The 16,092-nt window shown below is 72.3% G+C and carries 16 protein-coding genes and 1 tRNA gene; 13 read left to right on the top strand and 4 right to left on the bottom strand.

Annotated elements, in window-relative coordinates:
* Positions 1-12: 12 nt before the first annotated feature.
* Both ATL31_RS08195 and ATL31_RS08190 read right to left on the bottom strand, forming a co-directional pair.
* On the bottom strand, positions 13-1,527 hold the full coding sequence (locus ATL31_RS08195; RefSeq protein ID WP_245862119.1) for a sensor histidine kinase: 1,515 nt from the start codon (positions 1,525-1,527) through the stop codon (positions 13-15).
* 4 nt (positions 1,528-1,531) lie between these two features.
* Positions 1,532-2,269: a response regulator transcription factor gene (locus ATL31_RS08190; RefSeq protein ID WP_101395335.1), complete on the bottom strand. Its 738-nt coding sequence runs from the start codon at positions 2,267-2,269 to the stop codon at positions 1,532-1,534.
* A 168-nt stretch (positions 2,270-2,437) separates the two neighbouring features.
* Between ATL31_RS08190 and ATL31_RS08185 the strand changes: the two genes are divergently transcribed.
* From ATL31_RS08185 to ATL31_RS08125, 13 genes are all read left to right on the top strand, one after another.
* Positions 2,438-3,076 carry a hypothetical protein gene (locus ATL31_RS08185; protein WP_101395334.1) on the top strand — a complete coding sequence of 213 codons (639 nt, stop codon included), beginning with the start codon at positions 2,438-2,440 and terminating at the stop codon, positions 3,074-3,076.
* Positions 3,077-3,176: 100 nt separating this feature from the next.
* Positions 3,177-3,249 (top strand) — tRNA-Arg (locus tag ATL31_RS08180).
* Positions 3,250-3,481: 232 nt separating this feature from the next.
* A complete protein-coding gene (locus ATL31_RS08175; protein WP_101395333.1) occupies positions 3,482-3,739 on the top strand; it encodes a Txe/YoeB family addiction module toxin in 258 nt (85 codons plus the stop codon).
* 465 nt (positions 3,740-4,204) lie between these two features.
* Positions 4,205-5,740, top strand: coding sequence for an APC family permease (locus ATL31_RS08170; protein WP_158239814.1), 1,536 nt, complete (start codon positions 4,205-4,207; stop codon positions 5,738-5,740).
* Positions 5,737-6,417: a cysteine hydrolase family protein gene (locus ATL31_RS08165; RefSeq protein ID WP_101395331.1), complete on the top strand. Its 681-nt coding sequence runs from the start codon at positions 5,737-5,739 to the stop codon at positions 6,415-6,417. The genes ATL31_RS08170 and ATL31_RS08165 overlap by 4 nt, the downstream gene beginning before the upstream one ends.
* A complete protein-coding gene (locus ATL31_RS08160; RefSeq protein ID WP_101395330.1) occupies positions 6,414-7,172 on the top strand; it encodes an SDR family NAD(P)-dependent oxidoreductase in 759 nt (252 codons plus the stop codon). The genes ATL31_RS08165 and ATL31_RS08160 overlap by 4 nt, the downstream gene beginning before the upstream one ends.
* 28 nt (positions 7,173-7,200) lie before the next feature.
* A complete protein-coding gene (locus ATL31_RS08155) occupies positions 7,201-8,556 on the top strand; it encodes a glutamine synthetase family protein (RefSeq protein WP_101395329.1) in 1,356 nt (451 codons plus the stop codon).
* Between the two features lies 1 nt (position 8,557).
* The gene (locus ATL31_RS08150; RefSeq protein WP_101395328.1) at positions 8,558-9,724 is read left to right on the top strand and encodes an amidohydrolase family protein; all 1,167 of its coding nucleotides are present in this window, start codon (positions 8,558-8,560) and stop codon (positions 9,722-9,724) included.
* Positions 9,721-10,488: an SDR family NAD(P)-dependent oxidoreductase gene (locus ATL31_RS08145; protein WP_101395327.1), complete on the top strand. Its 768-nt coding sequence runs from the start codon at positions 9,721-9,723 to the stop codon at positions 10,486-10,488. Before ATL31_RS08150 ends, ATL31_RS08145 begins: the two co-directional genes overlap by 4 nt.
* A gap of 20 nt (positions 10,489-10,508) precedes the next feature.
* Positions 10,509-11,279, top strand: a complete 771-nt coding sequence (locus tag ATL31_RS08140) for a class II glutamine amidotransferase (protein WP_101395326.1) — start codon at positions 10,509-10,511, stop codon at positions 11,277-11,279.
* Between the two features lie 15 nt (positions 11,280-11,294).
* On the top strand, positions 11,295-11,948 hold the full coding sequence (locus ATL31_RS08135) for a GntR family transcriptional regulator (protein ID WP_101395325.1): 654 nt from the start codon (positions 11,295-11,297) through the stop codon (positions 11,946-11,948).
* Positions 11,945-13,216, top strand: a complete 1,272-nt coding sequence (locus tag ATL31_RS08130; protein WP_101395324.1) for a methylaspartate ammonia-lyase — start codon at positions 11,945-11,947, stop codon at positions 13,214-13,216. The genes ATL31_RS08135 and ATL31_RS08130 overlap by 4 nt, the downstream gene beginning before the upstream one ends.
* Positions 13,213-14,547 carry a class I adenylate-forming enzyme family protein gene (locus tag ATL31_RS08125; protein ID WP_211283989.1) on the top strand — a complete coding sequence of 445 codons (1,335 nt, stop codon included), beginning with the start codon at positions 13,213-13,215 and terminating at the stop codon, positions 14,545-14,547. The genes ATL31_RS08130 and ATL31_RS08125 overlap by 4 nt, the downstream gene beginning before the upstream one ends.
* A gap of 10 nt (positions 14,548-14,557) precedes the next feature.
* Here ATL31_RS08125 and ATL31_RS08120 read toward each other — a convergent pair whose 3' ends face one another.
* Positions 14,558-15,259: a class F sortase gene (locus tag ATL31_RS08120; RefSeq protein WP_101395323.1), complete on the bottom strand. Its 702-nt coding sequence runs from the start codon at positions 15,257-15,259 to the stop codon at positions 14,558-14,560.
* Positions 15,259-16,029: a CHRD domain-containing protein gene (locus tag ATL31_RS08115; protein WP_101395322.1), complete on the bottom strand. Its 771-nt coding sequence runs from the start codon at positions 16,027-16,029 to the stop codon at positions 15,259-15,261. The genes ATL31_RS08120 and ATL31_RS08115 overlap by 1 nt, the downstream gene beginning before the upstream one ends.
* Positions 16,030-16,092: the final 63 nt, after the last annotated feature.

The raw sequence follows: 16,092 nt of genomic DNA, 5'->3' as shown, positions 1-16,092 counted from the left end.
GGGAGCCTGGCCTCAGGCGGGTAGGAGCACCGAGAACGTGGTGTCGCCCGGGCGCGAGCTGACCTCGACCCGGCCGCCGTGCGCGTGCCCGACAGCGGCGACGATCGAGAGGCCGAGGCCGGTCGACCCCTGGGCCCGGCTGCGGGAGTCGTCACCGCGGGTGAAGCGTTCGAAGACCTTCTTCTGCAGGTCGGCGGGGATGCCGGGGCCGTTGTCGGACACCGAGATGCGCACGAGGGAGCCTTCGGGTCGCAGCCGGGTGACGACCCGGGTGCCCGCCGGGGTGTGGGTGCGGGCGTTGGCCAGCAGGTTGGCGAGGATCTGGTGCAGCCGCGCTCCGTCGCCGGTCACCTCGACCGGCTCGTCGGGCAGGTCGAGCTCCCAGGCGTGGTCGGGCGAGGCCGCATGCGCGTCGCTGACGGCGTTCATCGCGAGCAGTGAGAGGTCGACGGCCTCGCGCTCGAGGGGCCGCCCCGAGTCGAGCCGCGCCAGCAGCAGCAGGTCCTCGACCAGCTCCTGCATCCGCAGCGCCTCGGACTCGACCCGCGAGATGGCGTGCGTGACGGTCGGGGGCACGGGGGCGTGCTCGCGGCGGGTCAGCTCGGCGTAGCCGCGGATCGAGGCCAGCGGGGTGCGCAGCTCGTGCGAGGCGTCGGCGACGAACTGCCGCACCCGCATCTCGCTCTCCTGGCGGGCCTGGAGGGCCGACTCGACGTCGTCGAGCATGGTGTTGATGGCGCGGCCGACCTGGCCCACCTCGGTGCGACCGTCGGCGTCGCGTTCGGGCACCCGCACCGCGAGGGTCACGTCGCCCGAGTCCAGCTGCAGGTTCGAGACCTGGCGGGCCGTGGAGGCGACGCGGTCGAGCGGGGCCAGGCTGCGGCGGATGACCACTGCGCCGCCGGCCCCGACCAGGACCAGCCCGATGACGGTGCCGCCCACCACGAGCGCCAGCAGCTTCGCCAGCAGCTCGTCGACCGAGGAGGTCGAGACGCCGACGACGATGGTGCCGCCGCCCGAGACCGTGCGGGCGGTGATGAGGTACTCGCCCACCTGCGACCCGAGCGAGACGCGCTCGGTCTGCGGTCCCTCGAGGCTCGCGGCGACGGTTGCGATCTGGCCGGCGTCGAGGGTCCCGTAGTCGCCGTCGCGCAGGACCACGCTGTTCATCGGGGTGCCGCTGCCCGGGTCGGTCGCGACCTGCCCTTTGCCGGTGAGCCCGAGCAGCAGGATCTTGTCGCCGCCCGGGGCCCCGTTGCGCACACCGGGCGGCGGTACCCGCCCGTCGACGTCGGCGTCGAGGTCGGGGATGCCGCGGCGGTCCCCCACGCGGCCGAGGGCACCCTGGAGGTCCTGGGCCAGCTGGGCCTCGAGGTAGCGCCGGGTCTCGAAGACCGTCAGGGCGCTGGTCGCCAGCATCACGACGGTGAAGAGGGCCAGCACCGACGCGAGCAGCTTCGTGCGCAGCGTCCAGCGCGACGGATGCGCCGGGTGCACCGCAGCGCCCAGGTGGCGGCGTGGGGTCACGGTGTCACTCGGCCGGCTTCAGGACGTAGCCCACGCCGCGCATGGTGTGGATCATCGGGGCCCGGCCGACGTCGATCTTCTTGCGGAGGTAGGAGATGTAGAGCTCGACGACGTTGGCCTGGCCGCCGAAGTCGTAGTTCCACACCCGGTCGAGGATCTGGGCCTTGGACAGGACGCGCCTGGGGTTGCGCATCAGGTAGCGCAGGAGCTCGAACTCGGTGGCGGTCAGCTGGATCTCGGTGCCGCCGCGCGCGACCTCGTGGCTGTCCTCGTCCATGGTGAGGTCGCCGACGACCAGGAGGGAGTCGCTCTCGTCAGCCGTGACCGCGGTGCGGCGCATGAGGGCCCGCAGCCGGGCCACGACCTCCTCGAGGCTGAACGGCTTGGTCACGTAGTCGTCGCCACCGGCGGTCAGCCCGGCCACGCGGTCCTCGACGGCGTCCTTGGCCGTGAGGAACAGCACGGGCACGTTGGGGTCGTCGGCGCGCATCCGGCGCAGCACCTCCATCCCGTCGAAGTCGGGCAGCATCATGTCGAGCACGACGGCGTCGGGGCCGAACTCCTTGGCGGCGCGCACGGCCTGGATGCCGCTGGCCGCGGTGCGCACCTCCCACCCCTCGTAGCGCAGGGCCATGGAGAGCAGCTCGGTGAGGTTGGGCTCGTCGTCGACGACGAGGACGCGCACGAGGCCCCCGTCGGCCCGGGTCATGGCCGTGGCGGGGGCGGTCTGGCGGCTGGGCATGGCCCCAGTGTGTGGGCTTCCTCTGGGCCGAGTCCATGGGTCCGCTGTGTGGATCCTGTGTGCGCGCACGCCGGACTGCCAGTCGGCCGCTGGCTCGGCCACAGGGCCGCCACAGGTCGGCCCGGGACCGTGCGGGCTGCACACCTTCGACGAGAGAGTGACAGAACCATGACCGAGCACCCCGACGGGGCATCGAAGCCCGCGACGCCCGAGCCCACCCCCGACGCCGCGGCCGAGCAGCCGCACGTTGCGGACACCGAGGCGATGCCGCACGCCGCCGCTCCCGGCGCCGCCGCCGGGACGCCGGCGTGGACCCAGGCCGAGCCGGGGCCGCAGACCCAGGAGGCCGTGCCGCCCGTCGACGGGCCGGTCCTGCCGGCCGCCGGCACCGTGCCCGTCGTGACCGCCGCCGCCCCTGGCGCCGGCGGTGGGTGGCGCCGCTCCGTCGCCTCGTGGAGGTCGCCGGGGCAGTGGTCGGGTAGTCGCACCGGCGTCGCGGTCGTGGCCGCGCTCGTCATCGGTGCGCTCGGGGCCCTGGGGGCCTCGGCGGCGGTGGCACAGTCGGACGACGGCGGCCGCGGGGACTTCGGGCGCGGTGGCGCCCCCGGGCAGGGGCAGTTCCCTGGCGCACCCGGGCAGGGCGGGCCCGGCCAGGGGCAGCTGCCGGGCGGCCCCCGTGACCGCGACGGTGACCACGGGCCCGGCGACCGCGACGGCGACCGGAACGGCCCGGCCCAGGGCGGCCAGGGCGGCGCCGGCAGCAGCGACCCGTCGGACGCCAACGGCACGAACGGCTCGAGCACCTGAGCGTCGCATCCGGGTGTCGGAGCACGCTCCGGCACCCGGATTTCTCGGGCGGGCGGACGCTCCGGTAGTCTGCTCAGTCGTTGCGCTTCGCGCGTGACGGGCGCCCGTAGCTCAACGGATAGAGCATCTGACTACGGATCAGAAGGTTAGGGGTTCGAATCCCTTCGGGCGCGCTCTGTGTTGAGACAGACGACGGCCCCCGGCCAGCGGAGACGCTGTCGGGGGCGTACTCGTGCCCGGCCTCGTGGTACGAAGCGACCGGGGCGCGTGCAGCTTGTCGCTCTGACGTGCTGGACACCATCCGAAGAGGACTCGGCGACGGTGGTGGGCGCCGCCGTGCCCAGATGTGAGCATTGCGCCCGGTCGGGCGCGGCGAGCCACACGACATGATGGACGCCGACTGACGTGCTCCTCGTCTGGGACGAGAACGCCTGGCAGGACTACCTGTGGTGGCAAGCCCAGGACCGCAGAGTCGTCAAGCGGATCAACCTGCTGCTGAACGACATCCAGCGCAACGGCACCGACGGCATCGGGAAGCCGGAGGCGCTCAAGCACGACTCCGCCGGCTACTGGTCCCGGCGCATCACTGATGAGCACCGCCTCGTGTACAAGCTCGCGGACCACGAGATCCGGATCGCCGCCTGCCGGTACCACTACGGCTAGAACCGTCCGACGGCGCAACCGGCCACGTGCACCATCCGCGGCACCAGCGCAATGTTCGGCGACGGCTTGGCCGGGTGAGGGGGGTGCCACCGCGTCGCGCACGGCCACCCCCTGGTCGGGGCCGTCCCAGCGTGGGCCCCCGGACCTGGCCCCAGGATGCGGTGGAGACGGGCGACGGCTCCCGGCCGGCGGAGACGCTGACAGGGGCTTACTCGTACCCGGCCGCCGATGCCCCCGCTCCGGGCCGGGACTGCACCTCCGCGCAGTCACCCGCATGACGCGGAAGATGGCGCACGTCGTGGATGCATCCGCGACAGGGGGGAGGTCCCGCGCCGTCACCGTGACGACGCGACGTCCGCGCTCTTGGACGGGTCCGGCCGACCTCTTGCCGTCTGTGCATGCGACTGACATACTACCCGCATTCCTGAGGTCGTCAGGATGGACCACCGACCCTGTGAGGCACACATGAGTCAGGACAACGGAACGCCGAGGCGGCTCCAGAAGGGCGTGCTCAGCGTCCCCAACGGCATCGCACTGGCCGCGGCGGCGATGGCGCCGGTGCTCGCGGTCGTACTGAACGCCCCGGCCGCCGCCCCCGTGGCGGGCTCGGCCATCCCCCTGTCGTTCCTCATCGCGTTCATCGCCTGCGCCTTCGTGGGCAACACCGTCGTGCAGTTCGCGCGGCGGCTGCCCTCGGCGGGGTCCTTCTACACCTTCAACTCGCGGGGGCTCGGCCCGGCGGCCGGCTTCTTCACCGGGTGGCTGTTCTGGATCGGCTACGCGGTACTGGCGCCCGGGCTCTTCACGGCGTTCGGCGCGTTCGTGCACGACTACGTCGCCGGCACCTTCAACACCGACGTCCCGTGGTGGATCTTCTCGCTCATGGGGATGGTCCTGGTCTTCGGCCTCTCCGCGCGCAGCATCAAGGCCTCGGTGCGCGTCGACCTGCTGCTGCTCGGCATCGAGGTCGTGATCTTCCTGGTCCTGGGCCTGGTCGCGATCGCGAAGGCCGGCCCGGGCAACTCGGCGGTCTTCTTCTCGCCGTCGTCGTCGCCGACGGGTGTCTCGGGCGTGGGGCTGGGTGTCGTCTTCGGCATCCTGTCGTTCATCGGCTTCGACGCCGCTGCGACCCTGGGTGAGGAGACGCGCGACCCCCGCCGCAACGTGCCGCGTGCGGTGATGGGCGCGCTGGGCGCCGTCGGGGTCTTCTACGTCTTCGAGATGTACGCGCTGGCGGCGGGCTACGGTCTCAACAGCCCATCCAAGCTCGCGGCGTTCCTGCAGGACCCGAACCCGTTCGTGACCCTCAGCGACCGGGTGACGCCGTGGCTCAGCCAGCCGGTGCAGCTCGCCGCGATCGCGGGGCTCTTCAGCTGCTTCCTGGCCATCGTCAACACCACCGTGCGCGTGATGTTCTCCATGGGGCGTGACCAGGTGCTGCCCCGGTCCCTCGGGTCGGTGCACCCCACGTGGCACTCACCCCTGACGGCGATCGTCGTGCAGACGGTGTTCACCGTCGTCATCGGCCTCGGCGTGGGCGCGTGGCTCGGCCCGGGCCCGACGGGTGCGTACGGCTTCACCGGCGCGATCGGCACCGTGGCGATCGTCGTCGTCTACCTCGCCAGCAACATCGCGCTCATCCGGTACTTCTGGAAGGACGCCGAGCGCTCGGTGCTGAAGCACGTCGTGCTGCCGGCCCTCGGCGTCGTCGCCCTCGCCTACCCGCTGTACGCGGTGGCCCAGCCAGGTCAGTCCTACCCGTACAACCTCGTCCTCCCGATCGTCATCATCTGGGTCGTCCTCGGCCTGGCGTTGTTCCTCAGGTACCGCGCCGTGAGCCCCGACAAGATCGCCGCCCTCGGTTCCTTCCTGGCGGAGGACGACGTGCCGCTGGACGAGCAGCCGGAAGCGCTCCTCGGGGCCCGGGCCAGCTCCCTGCAGGAGCCCACGGTCGACGAGCTCGACCGGGTGCACCCGCACGACGACAGTGGTCGGGCGTGATCGAGGTCGGCGGCAAGACGGTCCTCACCGAGCTCCACGAGCTGGTGGACCCGGCCCGCGCTGCGGTGGTCGTGGTGGACATGCAGCGTGACTTCGTCGAGCCGGACGGCCTCTTCGGGTCGCTCGGCATCGACCTGGACATGTACGCGCAGATGCGGCCTCGGCTGGCGGCCCTGCTCGGGGCCGCCAGGAGGGCCGGGGTCCGCGTCCTGCACCTGCGCAACACCTCGCTGCCCGACGGTGGGAGCGACTCCCCGGCGCAGATCCGGTTCAACCTGCGGATGCACGAGTCGGCGCGCGACGGAGGCCCTCCTCTGCGCTACACCGTGCCCGGCACCCGAGGGTACGAGTTCGTGGAGGACGTCGGCCCCGAGCCGGGTGAGGTCGTGGTGCAGAAGTTCCGCTCCAGCGGGTTCTGGGGCACCAACCTCGACCTCCTCCTGCGCAGCAACGGCATCGAGACGGTGATCATGGGCGGCTGCACCACCGAGGGCTGTGTGGACTCGACGGCGCGCGACGCCATGTTCGCCAACTACTACGTGGTCATCCCGACGGACTGCGTCGCGAGTGACGACAAGGCGCAGCACGAGGCGGCGCTCCTGCTCATGCAGCACCGCTTCGACGTCGTCACCTCGGACCGGATCACCGCGCTGTGGGACGGAGGTGCCGCGGCATGAGCGGCCGCGGACGGCTCGCGGGCCGGGTCGCGGTGGTGACCGGGGCCGCCTCGGGTATCGGCGCCGGCATCGCCGTGGCCTTCGCGGAGGAGGGCGCCGACATCGTCGTCGCCGAGGCGTCCCCCGAGGCCGTCGCGGAGCCGGTGCTCGAGGCCGTGCGCCGCCACGGGCAGCGGGCGCTCTACGTGCAGACCGACGTCGCGGACGCCGGGGCCGTGCAGCGGATGGCCGACGCGGCCCTGTCGCGCTTCGGCCAGGTCGACATCCTCGTCAACAACGCGGGGATCTTCACCGAGTCGCGGGTCGAGCAGATGCCGGTCGAGGACTGGGACCGCGTGCTGGGCGTGAACCTGCGGGGCACGTTCCTGTGCACCCGCTTCCTGCTGCCGCAGATGCTCGAGCGCCGGTGGGGGCGGATCATCAACATCGCCTCCCAGCTCGGGCAGATCGGCGGCGCGGACGTGGCTCACTACAGCGCCAGCAAGGCCGGCGTCATCGGCTTCACCAAGGCCCTGGCCCGTGAGGTCTCGACCAGGGGCGTGCTCGTCAACGCGATCGCGCCCGGGCCCATCAAGACCCCCTTGCTCGACAGCGAGACGGAGGAGTGGCGCAGCGGCAAGCTGGCCGAGCTGCCCATCGGGCGCTTCGGTGAGGTGTCCGAGGTGACTCCGACCGCAGTGCTGCTGGCCTCCGACGACGGTTCGTACTACGTCGGACAGACCCTCGGCCCCAACGGCGGAGACGTGATGCTGTAGCCCTCAGGGCTCAGCCGGGAGGAGACCCATGGACCACCGCGAGATCATCGCCGCCGCGCATCAGGCCGGCGTGCGCCTCGTGCGCTTCGAGTACTGCGACGTCAGTGGGGTGGCTCGTACCAAGGCCATCCACGTCGACCAGCTCGAGCACAAGCTCGTCGAGGGCGTGAGCCTGACCCGCGCCCAGATGTCGATCAACATGCTCGAGCAGGTCATCGACATCGAGGGCATGGAGCCGGTGGGCGAGATCCGCCTCGTCCCCGACCCCACGACGTTCAGCGTGCTCCCCTGGGTGCCGGGGAGCGCCAGCATCCTGTGCGACCAGCTCGACCACGACCGCACCGACTGGGGCGCCTGCCCCCGCTCCTACCTCAAGGCGATGATCGAGCGGGCCGCCGGCCACGGCATCACCGTGATGGCCAGCTTCGAGAACGAGTACTACCTCGCCCGCGAGGCCGACGGCGCCTACGTCCCGTTCGACTTCACCGACCACGCCCCGGTCTACAGCCCGATCGGCCACGACCTCAACGCCGAGCTCATGGTGGAGATGGTCGACGCCCTGTCGGCCCAGGGGATCATCCCCGAGCAGGCGATCAACGAGTACGGCGCCGGCCAGCAGGAGATCTCGATCCGCTACACCGACGCGCTGGGTGCGGCCGACAACCAGATGAAGTTCCGCGACGCCGTGCGCGGTGTCGCCCTGCGGCACGGGCTGCTCGCGTCGTTCGCCCCCAAGCCCTACCCCGACCAGATCGGCAGCGGCGCGCACATCCACTTCAGCCTGTGGGGCCCGGACGGCCGCAGCGTGCTGTACGACCCCTCGGCCGAGCGCAGCCTGTCGGACGTGGGGCGGAGCTTCATCGCCGGGGTCGCCGAGCACCTGCCCGCGCTCGTGGCGCTGACCGCGCCCAGCTACAACTCCTACCGGCGGCTGCAGCCCAGCGCGTGGGCGTCGAGCACGACGGCCTGGGGGTTCGACAACAAGGAGGTCGCGCTCCGGGTGGTCTCGCCCTTCTACCGCCGGGAGGAGGCGAGCTACAACATCGAGTTCAAGCCCTCGGACGCGAGCGCCAACCCCTACCTCGCGCTGGGAGCTCTCATCGCCTCCGGGATCGACGGCGTCGAGCGTGGCCTGCAGCCGGGCGAGCCGGCCGAGCACGACCCGGCGCGGCTGACGCCGGAGGAGCTCGAGCGCTGCCGGGCTCGCCCGCTGCCGAACACGATGCACGGCGCCCTCGACGAGCTCGAGAAGGACGACGTGCTGCTCGCCTCGATGAACGACCTCCTCGCCCGCTGCTACGTGGCGGTGCGGCGCTCGGAGGCCGACGCGTTCGGTGCCGAGGACCTCGACTTCGAGATCCGCAACCACTTCTACAGGTTCTGACGTGGTCCAGCCCCTCGACCTCTCCGCCATCGGTGTGGTGGACAACCACTGCCACGCCCTCGACGCCGAGCAGTCCACGGAAGGCATCTCCGCCTGGCGGGCCCGGTTCACCGAGTCCCCGCACGACCGGATGCGGCGCGAGGACGCGGCCGAGACCGCGTTCTACCGCCGCCTGATGCGCCGGCTGGCCGTGCACCTGGGCCTGCCGGCCGAGTCCGACGAGGCGGCCGTGCTCGCCGAGCGCGACCGGCGATCCGCCGCCGAGCTGACGACGGGCATCTACGCCGGTGCGGGGATCAGCGGTGTCGTGATCGACACCGGCTACCCGCCGCCCGAGACGGCCATGGCCCGCGAGGACTACCGGGCGGCCACCGGCGTCGCTCGCGTGGACCTGCTGCGGCTGGAGCTGCTCTTCCAGGACCTGCTCGCAGCCCACGACCGCTGGGACGACGTGGTCGAAGCACTCCGGCACCGCCTGGCGGACCTGCGAGGCCAGGGGTTCGCCGGCTTCAAGAGCATCGCGGGCTACCGCACCGGTCTGGGGATCGAGCGGTGGTCCGACGGCGATGTCGGGGCGTCGTTCGCCGCGGTCCGCCGGGAGGCCACGGAGACCGGCGCCGTCCACCTCGGGCACAAGCCCGTCCTCGACAGCCTCCTGCACGTCAGCCTCGCCGCGGCTGCCGCCCAGGAGCTGCCCGTGCAGTTCCACGTCGGCTACGGCGACCCCGACGCGGACCTCCGGCACGCCAACCCGCTCGAGCTGCGGGCCGTGCTCGAGGAGCCGGCGTACCGCGCCGTGCCGATCGTGCTGCTGCACGGATGCTGGCCGTACTTCCGCGAGGGTGCCTACCTCGCCGCGGTCTACGAGAACGCCTACCTCGACCTGTCCTACGGCATCCCCTTCCTCTCCACCGGTGAGCTGACCTCGATGACCCGGGCCGCGCTCGGCTCGGCTCCGTTCACCAAGCTCATGTACAGCTCGGACGGCACGCGCGTGCCCGAGCTGCACTGGATGGGCGCGGTCGAGGGCCGCACCGCGATCGGCCGCGTGCTCGCCGAGCTGGTGGACGACGGCGACCTCAGCACCGACCAGGCGATGACCGCGGCGGACCAGGTGCTCGGCGGCACCGCGTGGAGGCTCTACGGGTTCCCGGGGTCGCGCTCATGAGCTCCATGGCCGGGCGGCGGGTCCTGGTCACCGGGGCCGGAGGTGCGATCGGGCGCGAGACGAGCCTCACCCTGGCGCGGGCCGGCGCCGCCGTCGCCGTCGTCGACCTCTCACGCGAGTCGGCCGACGAGACGACCGCGCTGGTCACCGCGGCGGGCGGGACGGCCGTGAGCATCGTGGCGGACGTGGCCACGGAGGACTCGGTGCGCGAGGCGGTCGCGACGGCCGTCGACGCGCTCGGGGGGCTGGACGGCCTGGTGAACAACGCGGGGATCATGCCGCACCAGGACGAGTCCTTCCTCGACGCCGACAGCGACGTCTGGCGGCTCATCGGCGACATCAACCTCATGGGCACGACCTACTGCTCCAAGCACGTCGTGCCGCACCTGATCGAGGCCGGGGGAGGTTCGGTGGTCAACATGAGCTCCTTCCTCGCCGTGGTGGGGTGCACCGCCCCCCAGGACGCCTACGCCGCCAGCAAGGGCGCCATCATGTCCCTGACCACGTCCATGGCGGTGCAGCTCGGCCGCCACGGGATCCGGGTCAACGCGCTCGCCCCGGGGCCGATCATGACCGCCCACGTCGAGAAGTTCTTCCCCGACGCCGAGGCGCGCAACCGGCGCCTGGCCCGGGTTCCCCTGGGCCGGTTCGGAACCCCTACCGACGCCGCGGAGCTCATCACCTTCCTGGCCTCGGACGCCGCTTCGTGGGTCACCGGCCAGGTGGTCGTGCTCGACGGCGGGATCAGCGTCAACTACCTCTGAAAGGACCGGTCACCACCTCCATGTGCCGCCTGCTCGCCTACGCGTCCGCGACCCCCCGCACCCTCGCCGAGATGCTGGGGCCCGAGGGGCTCATCCAGTTCACCGAGCTGTCCACGCGGCACGCGGACGGATGGGGCAACGCCCGCGCGCAGGGCGACCGGATCGTCACCGAGGTCGAGCCGGCCGCCGCCCGCTCCAGCGGCCGCTTCGCCCAGCTGGCGTCGTCCGAGGCGACGGACCTCTCGCTGCTGCACCTGCGGTGGGCCACCCTGGGCCTGCCCGTCGCCCCCCAGAACACCCACCCCTTCACCGACGGATCGGTGGCCTTCGCCCACAACGGGTCGGTGTCGCCCCCGAGCGCACTGGAGGCCCTGATCAGCGACCGGTGGAAGCCGCTCCTGCGCGGCGACACCGACTCCGAGCGGTACTTCCTGGCCCTGATGTCGCGCCTGCATGGGGTCGAGCCCACGCCGGAGTCGGTGGCGACGGCGTACGCCGAGCTCCTCACCGACATCATGACGTCGTTCACCTACACCAGCCTCAACAGCATGCTCATCACGCCCGACCACCTCATCGTCGCCTGCGCGTTCGACGAGGCGGCCGAGGCGAAGGACGAGGAGCCCGAGTACTTCCGGCTCCGGTACCGCGTGCAGGAGGACCACGTCCTGGTGAGCTCGAGCGGCTGGGGCACGGGATGGAACACTCTGCCCAACGGCCACGTCCTGGTGGTCGAGCGAGGGAGCCTCAGGACCTACGAGCACGCGCTCCGGGCTCCGTCGACCCGAACCTGAGGGAGGGGCAGTTCGATGGCAGCAGCACGGCCACGGGCGAGTGACGTCGCCTACCAGGAGATCCTCGACCGGATCCTCGACATGCGGCTGCCACCCGGAGCCCAGGTCAACGAGATCTCGCTCGCCGAGGAGCTCGGTCTGAGCCGGATGCCGGTGCACGAGGCGGTGGCCCGGCTCGCGGTGGACCGCTTCGTCACCGTGCAGCCCCGGCGCGGCTCCTACGTGTCCGCCCTGCAGGTCGAGGACGTCCTCGACATGTTCGAGGCGCGCGAGGCCATCGAGTGCGGGGTGGCGCACATCGCCGCGCGCCGGGCGTCGGACGCCGACCTCGCCCAGCTGCGTGCCCTCGTGCAGGACGCGGAACAGGCCCGCGAGGGCTTCGACCACGACCGGTTCCTGCGGGACGACCTGGCGATCCACCAGTTCCTGGTCCACATGGTCCGCAACACCCTGCTGCAGGACGCCGCCGACCGGCTGCTGCTCCACAACGTGCGCTTCTGGCGTTCCTACTGGGCCTCGCGGCCCGCCCTGGAGGGTTCCATGATCAGTCACGAGGCGCTGCTCCTCGCCCTAGAGTCCCGCGACGCCGAGGGGGCCGAGCGGGCGATGCGCCAGCACATCTTCACCTCCCTCGAGCTCGTGCAGGCGCCGTTCCGGGGTCCGCGATGAGGATCGCGGAGGTCCTCGCGGTCCCCGGTCGAGCGGGCTTCTTCGTCGACGATGCCGCGGCCATCGCCGCCGGAGCCACGCACGACGGCTTCCTGTACGTGGGGGACCCGGTGACGGAGGGGTTCCAGGCCATCCGCCAGCCCGGCGAGGCGCTCTCGGTGCTGCTGGTCCTCGAGGACGGCCAGGTGGCGCACGGCGACTGCGCGGCGGTGCAGTACTCCGGCGTCGGGGGGCGGGACGCGCCGTTCGCCGCGGCCGCGGCCGCCGAGGTGGTGCTGCAGCACGTCGCGCCGGTGCTGGTGGGAGCCGACGCCGACGACTTCCGTGGCCTGAACGCCCGGCTCGAGTCGGTGACCGTCGAGGGGCGCCGCCTGCACACCGCGATCCGCTACGGCGTGAGCCAGGCACTCCTCGATGCGGCCGCGCGGTCGCGCCGCGTGACGATGGCCGAGGTCGTCCGTGACGACTTCGCCACCGGCGTCGACCTCGTCGAGCTCCCGATGTTCGTGCAGTCGGGGGACCAGCGGTACGACAACGTGGACAAGATGATCCTCAAGAGGGCCGGTGCGCTCCCGCACGGGCTCGTCAACCACGTGGGCACCAAGCTCGGCGCCCACGGCGAGATCCTCGCCGAGTACGTCGGCTGGGTCCGGGACCGGATCCTGGCGCTGCGCACCGACCCCACGTACGCCCCCATTCTGCACTTCGACGTCTACGGCACCGTCGGGTCCGCGTTCGACCACGACACCGAGCGGATGGCCGACTACCTGGTCGAGCTCGAGCAGGTCGCCGCGCCGTTCGCACTGCGCATCGAGCAGCCGCTGGATGCCGGCAGCCGGTCGGCCCAGGTCGAGGCGATGGCCGCCCTGCGGGCCGCGCTCCGAGAGCGCGGGTCCGCCGTCGCCCTCGCCGCGGACGAGTGGTGCAACACGCTGGACGACATCCGCGCGTTCGTCGACGCGGAGGCGGCCGACGTCATCCACGTCAAGACCCCGGACCTCGGGTCCGTCGCCGACACCATCGAGGGCCTGCTGCTCGTGCGTCGCGCCGGGCTGACGGCGTACGCCGGCGGCACGTGCAACGAGACGGAGCGTTCCGCCCAGGTCTGCGCGCACGTGGCGATGGCCTGCGGCGCGCTCCAGGTGCTGGCCAAGCCCGGGATGGGGGTCGACGAGGGCATGAGCATCGTCGGCAACGAGATGGCCCGCACCATGGCCCTGGTCCGGGCGCGCTCGTCGGCCGCCGCGGCACGAGGACCGCGGCGGTGAACGCGGAGGAGGGGCTGCTCGGCGCCGCGACCAGCGAGGCGCAGCAGCGGTGCGTGGCAGGCGCCCTCCGTGGTCGGGGCCTGGCTCCGGGGGACCGGGTCGCCTTCCTGCTCGGCGGGTCCACCCGGCTCGTCAGCGCGGTGCTCGGTGCGCTGCGGGTCGGGATCGTCCCCGTGATGCTCGACCCCGCGCTCGCTCCCGTGGAGCGGGCGACGATCCTCGGTGACGCCGATGCGGCGCTCGTCATCGACACACCGACCGCGCTCGACGCGTTGTTCCAGGCCGCGCCCGTCGAGATCGCGCCCGTGCCGCTCGCCCGGCCCATGCACTACACGTCGGGGACCTCGGGCCGGCGCAAGGGGGTGTGGACCGGTGTCCTCGGGATGGACGATGCGCGCGCCCTCGTGGACGAGGAGCGCGAGCAGTGGGGCTTCGTCTCGTCGGACGTGCACCTCGTCTCGTCGGCGCTCCACCACTCGGCCCCCCTGCGCTTCGCCGCGTCCACGCTCCTGGCCGGCGGCAGCATCGCGGTCCTGCCGAAGTTCGAGGCCACTGCCTGGGCCGAGCGCGTGGCACGGCTGCGACCCACGACACTGTTCCTCGCCCCTGCTCACCTCCAGCGGATCTTCGCGGCGGTCGATGACGGGATGGCGCTCCCGGACCTGGGGGACGTCCGCCTGCTGGCCTACGCGGGCGCGCCGTGCCCGCGGCCGCTGCAGGAGCGCGTGCATGCGGCGTTCCCTCCGGGCTCGGTGTGGGAGTTCTACGGCTCGACAGAGGGGCAGTTCACCTCGTGCGCTCCCCACGACTGGGCGCAGCACCCGGGCTCGGTGGGTCGGGCCCGCCCGGGCCGCGCCCTCTCGGTCGACCCGGACGGGACGATCTGGTGCGCCGTGCCGAGCCACGCCCGTTTCGAGTACTGGCGTGACCCCGAGAAGACGCGCAGCGCGTGGCGCGGTGACTCGTTCACGGTCGGCGACATCGGACGTCTCGATGACGACGGCTTCCTCCACCTCGACGGCCGGCGCGAGGATCTCATCCTCAGCGGAGGGGTCAACGTGTACCCACGAGAGGTGGAGATGGCGTTCGAGGGCTGTCCCGGCCTCACCGACGTGATCGTGGTCGGCCGTCCGGACGAGCGGTGGGGTGAGCGCGTCGTCGCCGTCGTCGTCGGCGACGTGCGGGAGGAGCAGCTCAGGCAGTGGGCCGGGGCGCGGCTGGGGCCGGCGCGGCGACCCAAGGAGTACCTCGTGGTCGAGCAGATCCCGCGATCGACCACCGGCAAGGTGCGGCGCCAGTTCCTGCTCCGCGACCTGGGCGTCGCTGGGTGACCTCCGGGGCTCAGGCTCCCGGGACGAGGTGTGCGTAGGCCACGACGTTGTCGAGGTAGTGGCCGCTCTGGCGGTCGATGTCGCCCCCGCAGGTGATCAGGCGCAGCTCGGCCCGCCCTCCGGTGTCGGCGTAGACCTCGGACGTCGGGAAGTGCGCCTTCGGGTAGCGCGCGACGCGGTCGACGACGAACGTGGCGGTCGAGCCGTCCTTGCGGTCCACCATGACCTGCGCGCCCTTCTCGAGGGCGCCGAGGCGGTAGAAGACCGCCGGGCCGAGGGTGCTGTCGACGTGCCCGGCGATGACGGAGGGGCCGAACTCGCCGGGGGTCGGGCCCGCGGCGTACCACCCGGCCCGCTGGAAGTCCTTCGGAGCCTCCAGCTCGCCGCGCGTGCCGATGCCGAGCTCGACGAGACCCTTGGTGGCGAGGTGGATCGAGGGGATGCGCAGGGCGACCGGCGCACTGGGCGCCATGAGCAGACCGAAGTCGGGGTCCGGGGCTTCGGCCTCCGTGGGTGCGGCGGACGGAGATGGCCGGGCCGACGCCGGGGGCGTACTCGGCGCGGCCACGGCCTGGCTGCTGTCGGGCTGGGGCGGCGGCCCGGGCGCGGTCAGCGCGCGGGCCACCAGCCCCCCGCCCAGGACGAGCAGGACGACGGTGGCCACCGCGGCGAGGACACCGCGGCGGCCACCGAAGGTCGAGGAGATCGACATCAGAGGCGGTTGGTCGCCTTGCGGGCGGCGAACGCACCGGTGCCGACGGCTGCGAGGATCAGGCCGCCGCCGAGCGCCAGGGCCAGCCCGTTGTCGGGGGTCGAGGTCCCGCCGCCACCGGTCTGGACGCCGCCGGCCGGAGCCGCCGCGAGGACGCCGCAGATGGCGGGGTCGGTGGCCTCGGTGGGAAGGCTCGGGTCGAGGTCGCTCTTGGTCTCACCGTCGTACTTGCCGTTGCCGTTGTGGTCCACGCCGTGGACGACGACGACACTCTTGCCGTCCGCGATGGCCTGGGCCACCTCGGGGGACACGGTGATGCTGCCGCGCTCGTAGGAGATCTTGCCGCCGGGGGCGGTGTCGAAGCGGTCGACGGCCAAGCCGCTCTTCGGCGAGGTGTCGCCGGTCTTGGTCAGCGAGACGACGATCGGCCCGTACGCGGGGCCGCCCTCGGTCGTGTTGAGGGTGCCGCTGCCGTCCTTGTCATCGGAGGCCTGGGGGCACTCGTGACGGGCGTCGGCGCCGAAGTGGATGTGGGCGGCGTGCGGGCTGTCGGCGAGCAGGCCCGATGCGGCCATGGTGACGTCGATGCGGTTGCCCGAGACGGTGACCATCGCGGTCCCGCTGGCGTTGACGCCGTTCAGGGCGACGGGGCGCAGGGTCGCCATGGTGTTGCCGTCGGCCACGGTCGCGGCCTGGGCCATACCGGCGCCGAGGGTCAGCAGGAGGGCCGACCCGAAGGTTGCGGTGCCGAGCTTGGTGGTGATGCGCACGAAGAACTCCCTTGTTCGTGGGCCCGGAGTCGGGCCCGACGTTGCCGTGGTGCTGCCTGGGAG

The sequence above is a fragment of the Phycicoccus duodecadis genome (genome assembly GCF_002846495.1).
GTDB classification, from domain to species: Bacteria; Actinomycetota; Actinomycetes; order Actinomycetales; family Dermatophilaceae; genus Phycicoccus; species Phycicoccus duodecadis.
The sequence above is the reverse complement of the archived record's forward strand: the minus strand, read 5'-3'. Positions and strand labels throughout refer to the sequence as shown.

Coding starts and splice junctions, on each gene's coding strand:
- ATL31_RS08185 (WP_101395334.1), top strand. CDS start 2,438: ATGACCGAGCACCCCGACGGGGCATCGAAGCCCGCGACGCCCGAGCCC.
- ATL31_RS08170 (WP_158239814.1), top strand. CDS start 4,205: ATGAGTCAGGACAACGGAACGCCGAGGCGGCTCCAGAAGGGCGTGCTC.
- ATL31_RS08135 (WP_101395325.1), top strand. CDS start 11,295: ATGGCAGCAGCACGGCCACGGGCGAGTGACGTCGCCTACCAGGAGATC.
- ATL31_RS08190 (WP_101395335.1), bottom strand. CDS start 2,269: ATGCCCAGCCGCCAGACCGCCCCCGCCACGGCCATGACCCGGGCCGAC.
- ATL31_RS08120 (WP_101395323.1), bottom strand. CDS start 15,259: ATGTCGATCTCCTCGACCTTCGGTGGCCGCCGCGGTGTCCTCGCCGCG.
- ATL31_RS08160 (WP_101395330.1), top strand. CDS start 6,414: ATGAGCGGCCGCGGACGGCTCGCGGGCCGGGTCGCGGTGGTGACCGGG.
- ATL31_RS08145 (WP_101395327.1), top strand. CDS start 9,721: ATGAGCTCCATGGCCGGGCGGCGGGTCCTGGTCACCGGGGCCGGAGGT.
- ATL31_RS08130 (WP_101395324.1), top strand. CDS start 11,945: ATGAGGATCGCGGAGGTCCTCGCGGTCCCCGGTCGAGCGGGCTTCTTC.
- ATL31_RS08140 (WP_101395326.1), top strand. CDS start 10,509: ATGTGCCGCCTGCTCGCCTACGCGTCCGCGACCCCCCGCACCCTCGCC.
- ATL31_RS08155 (WP_101395329.1), top strand. CDS start 7,201: ATGGACCACCGCGAGATCATCGCCGCCGCGCATCAGGCCGGCGTGCGC.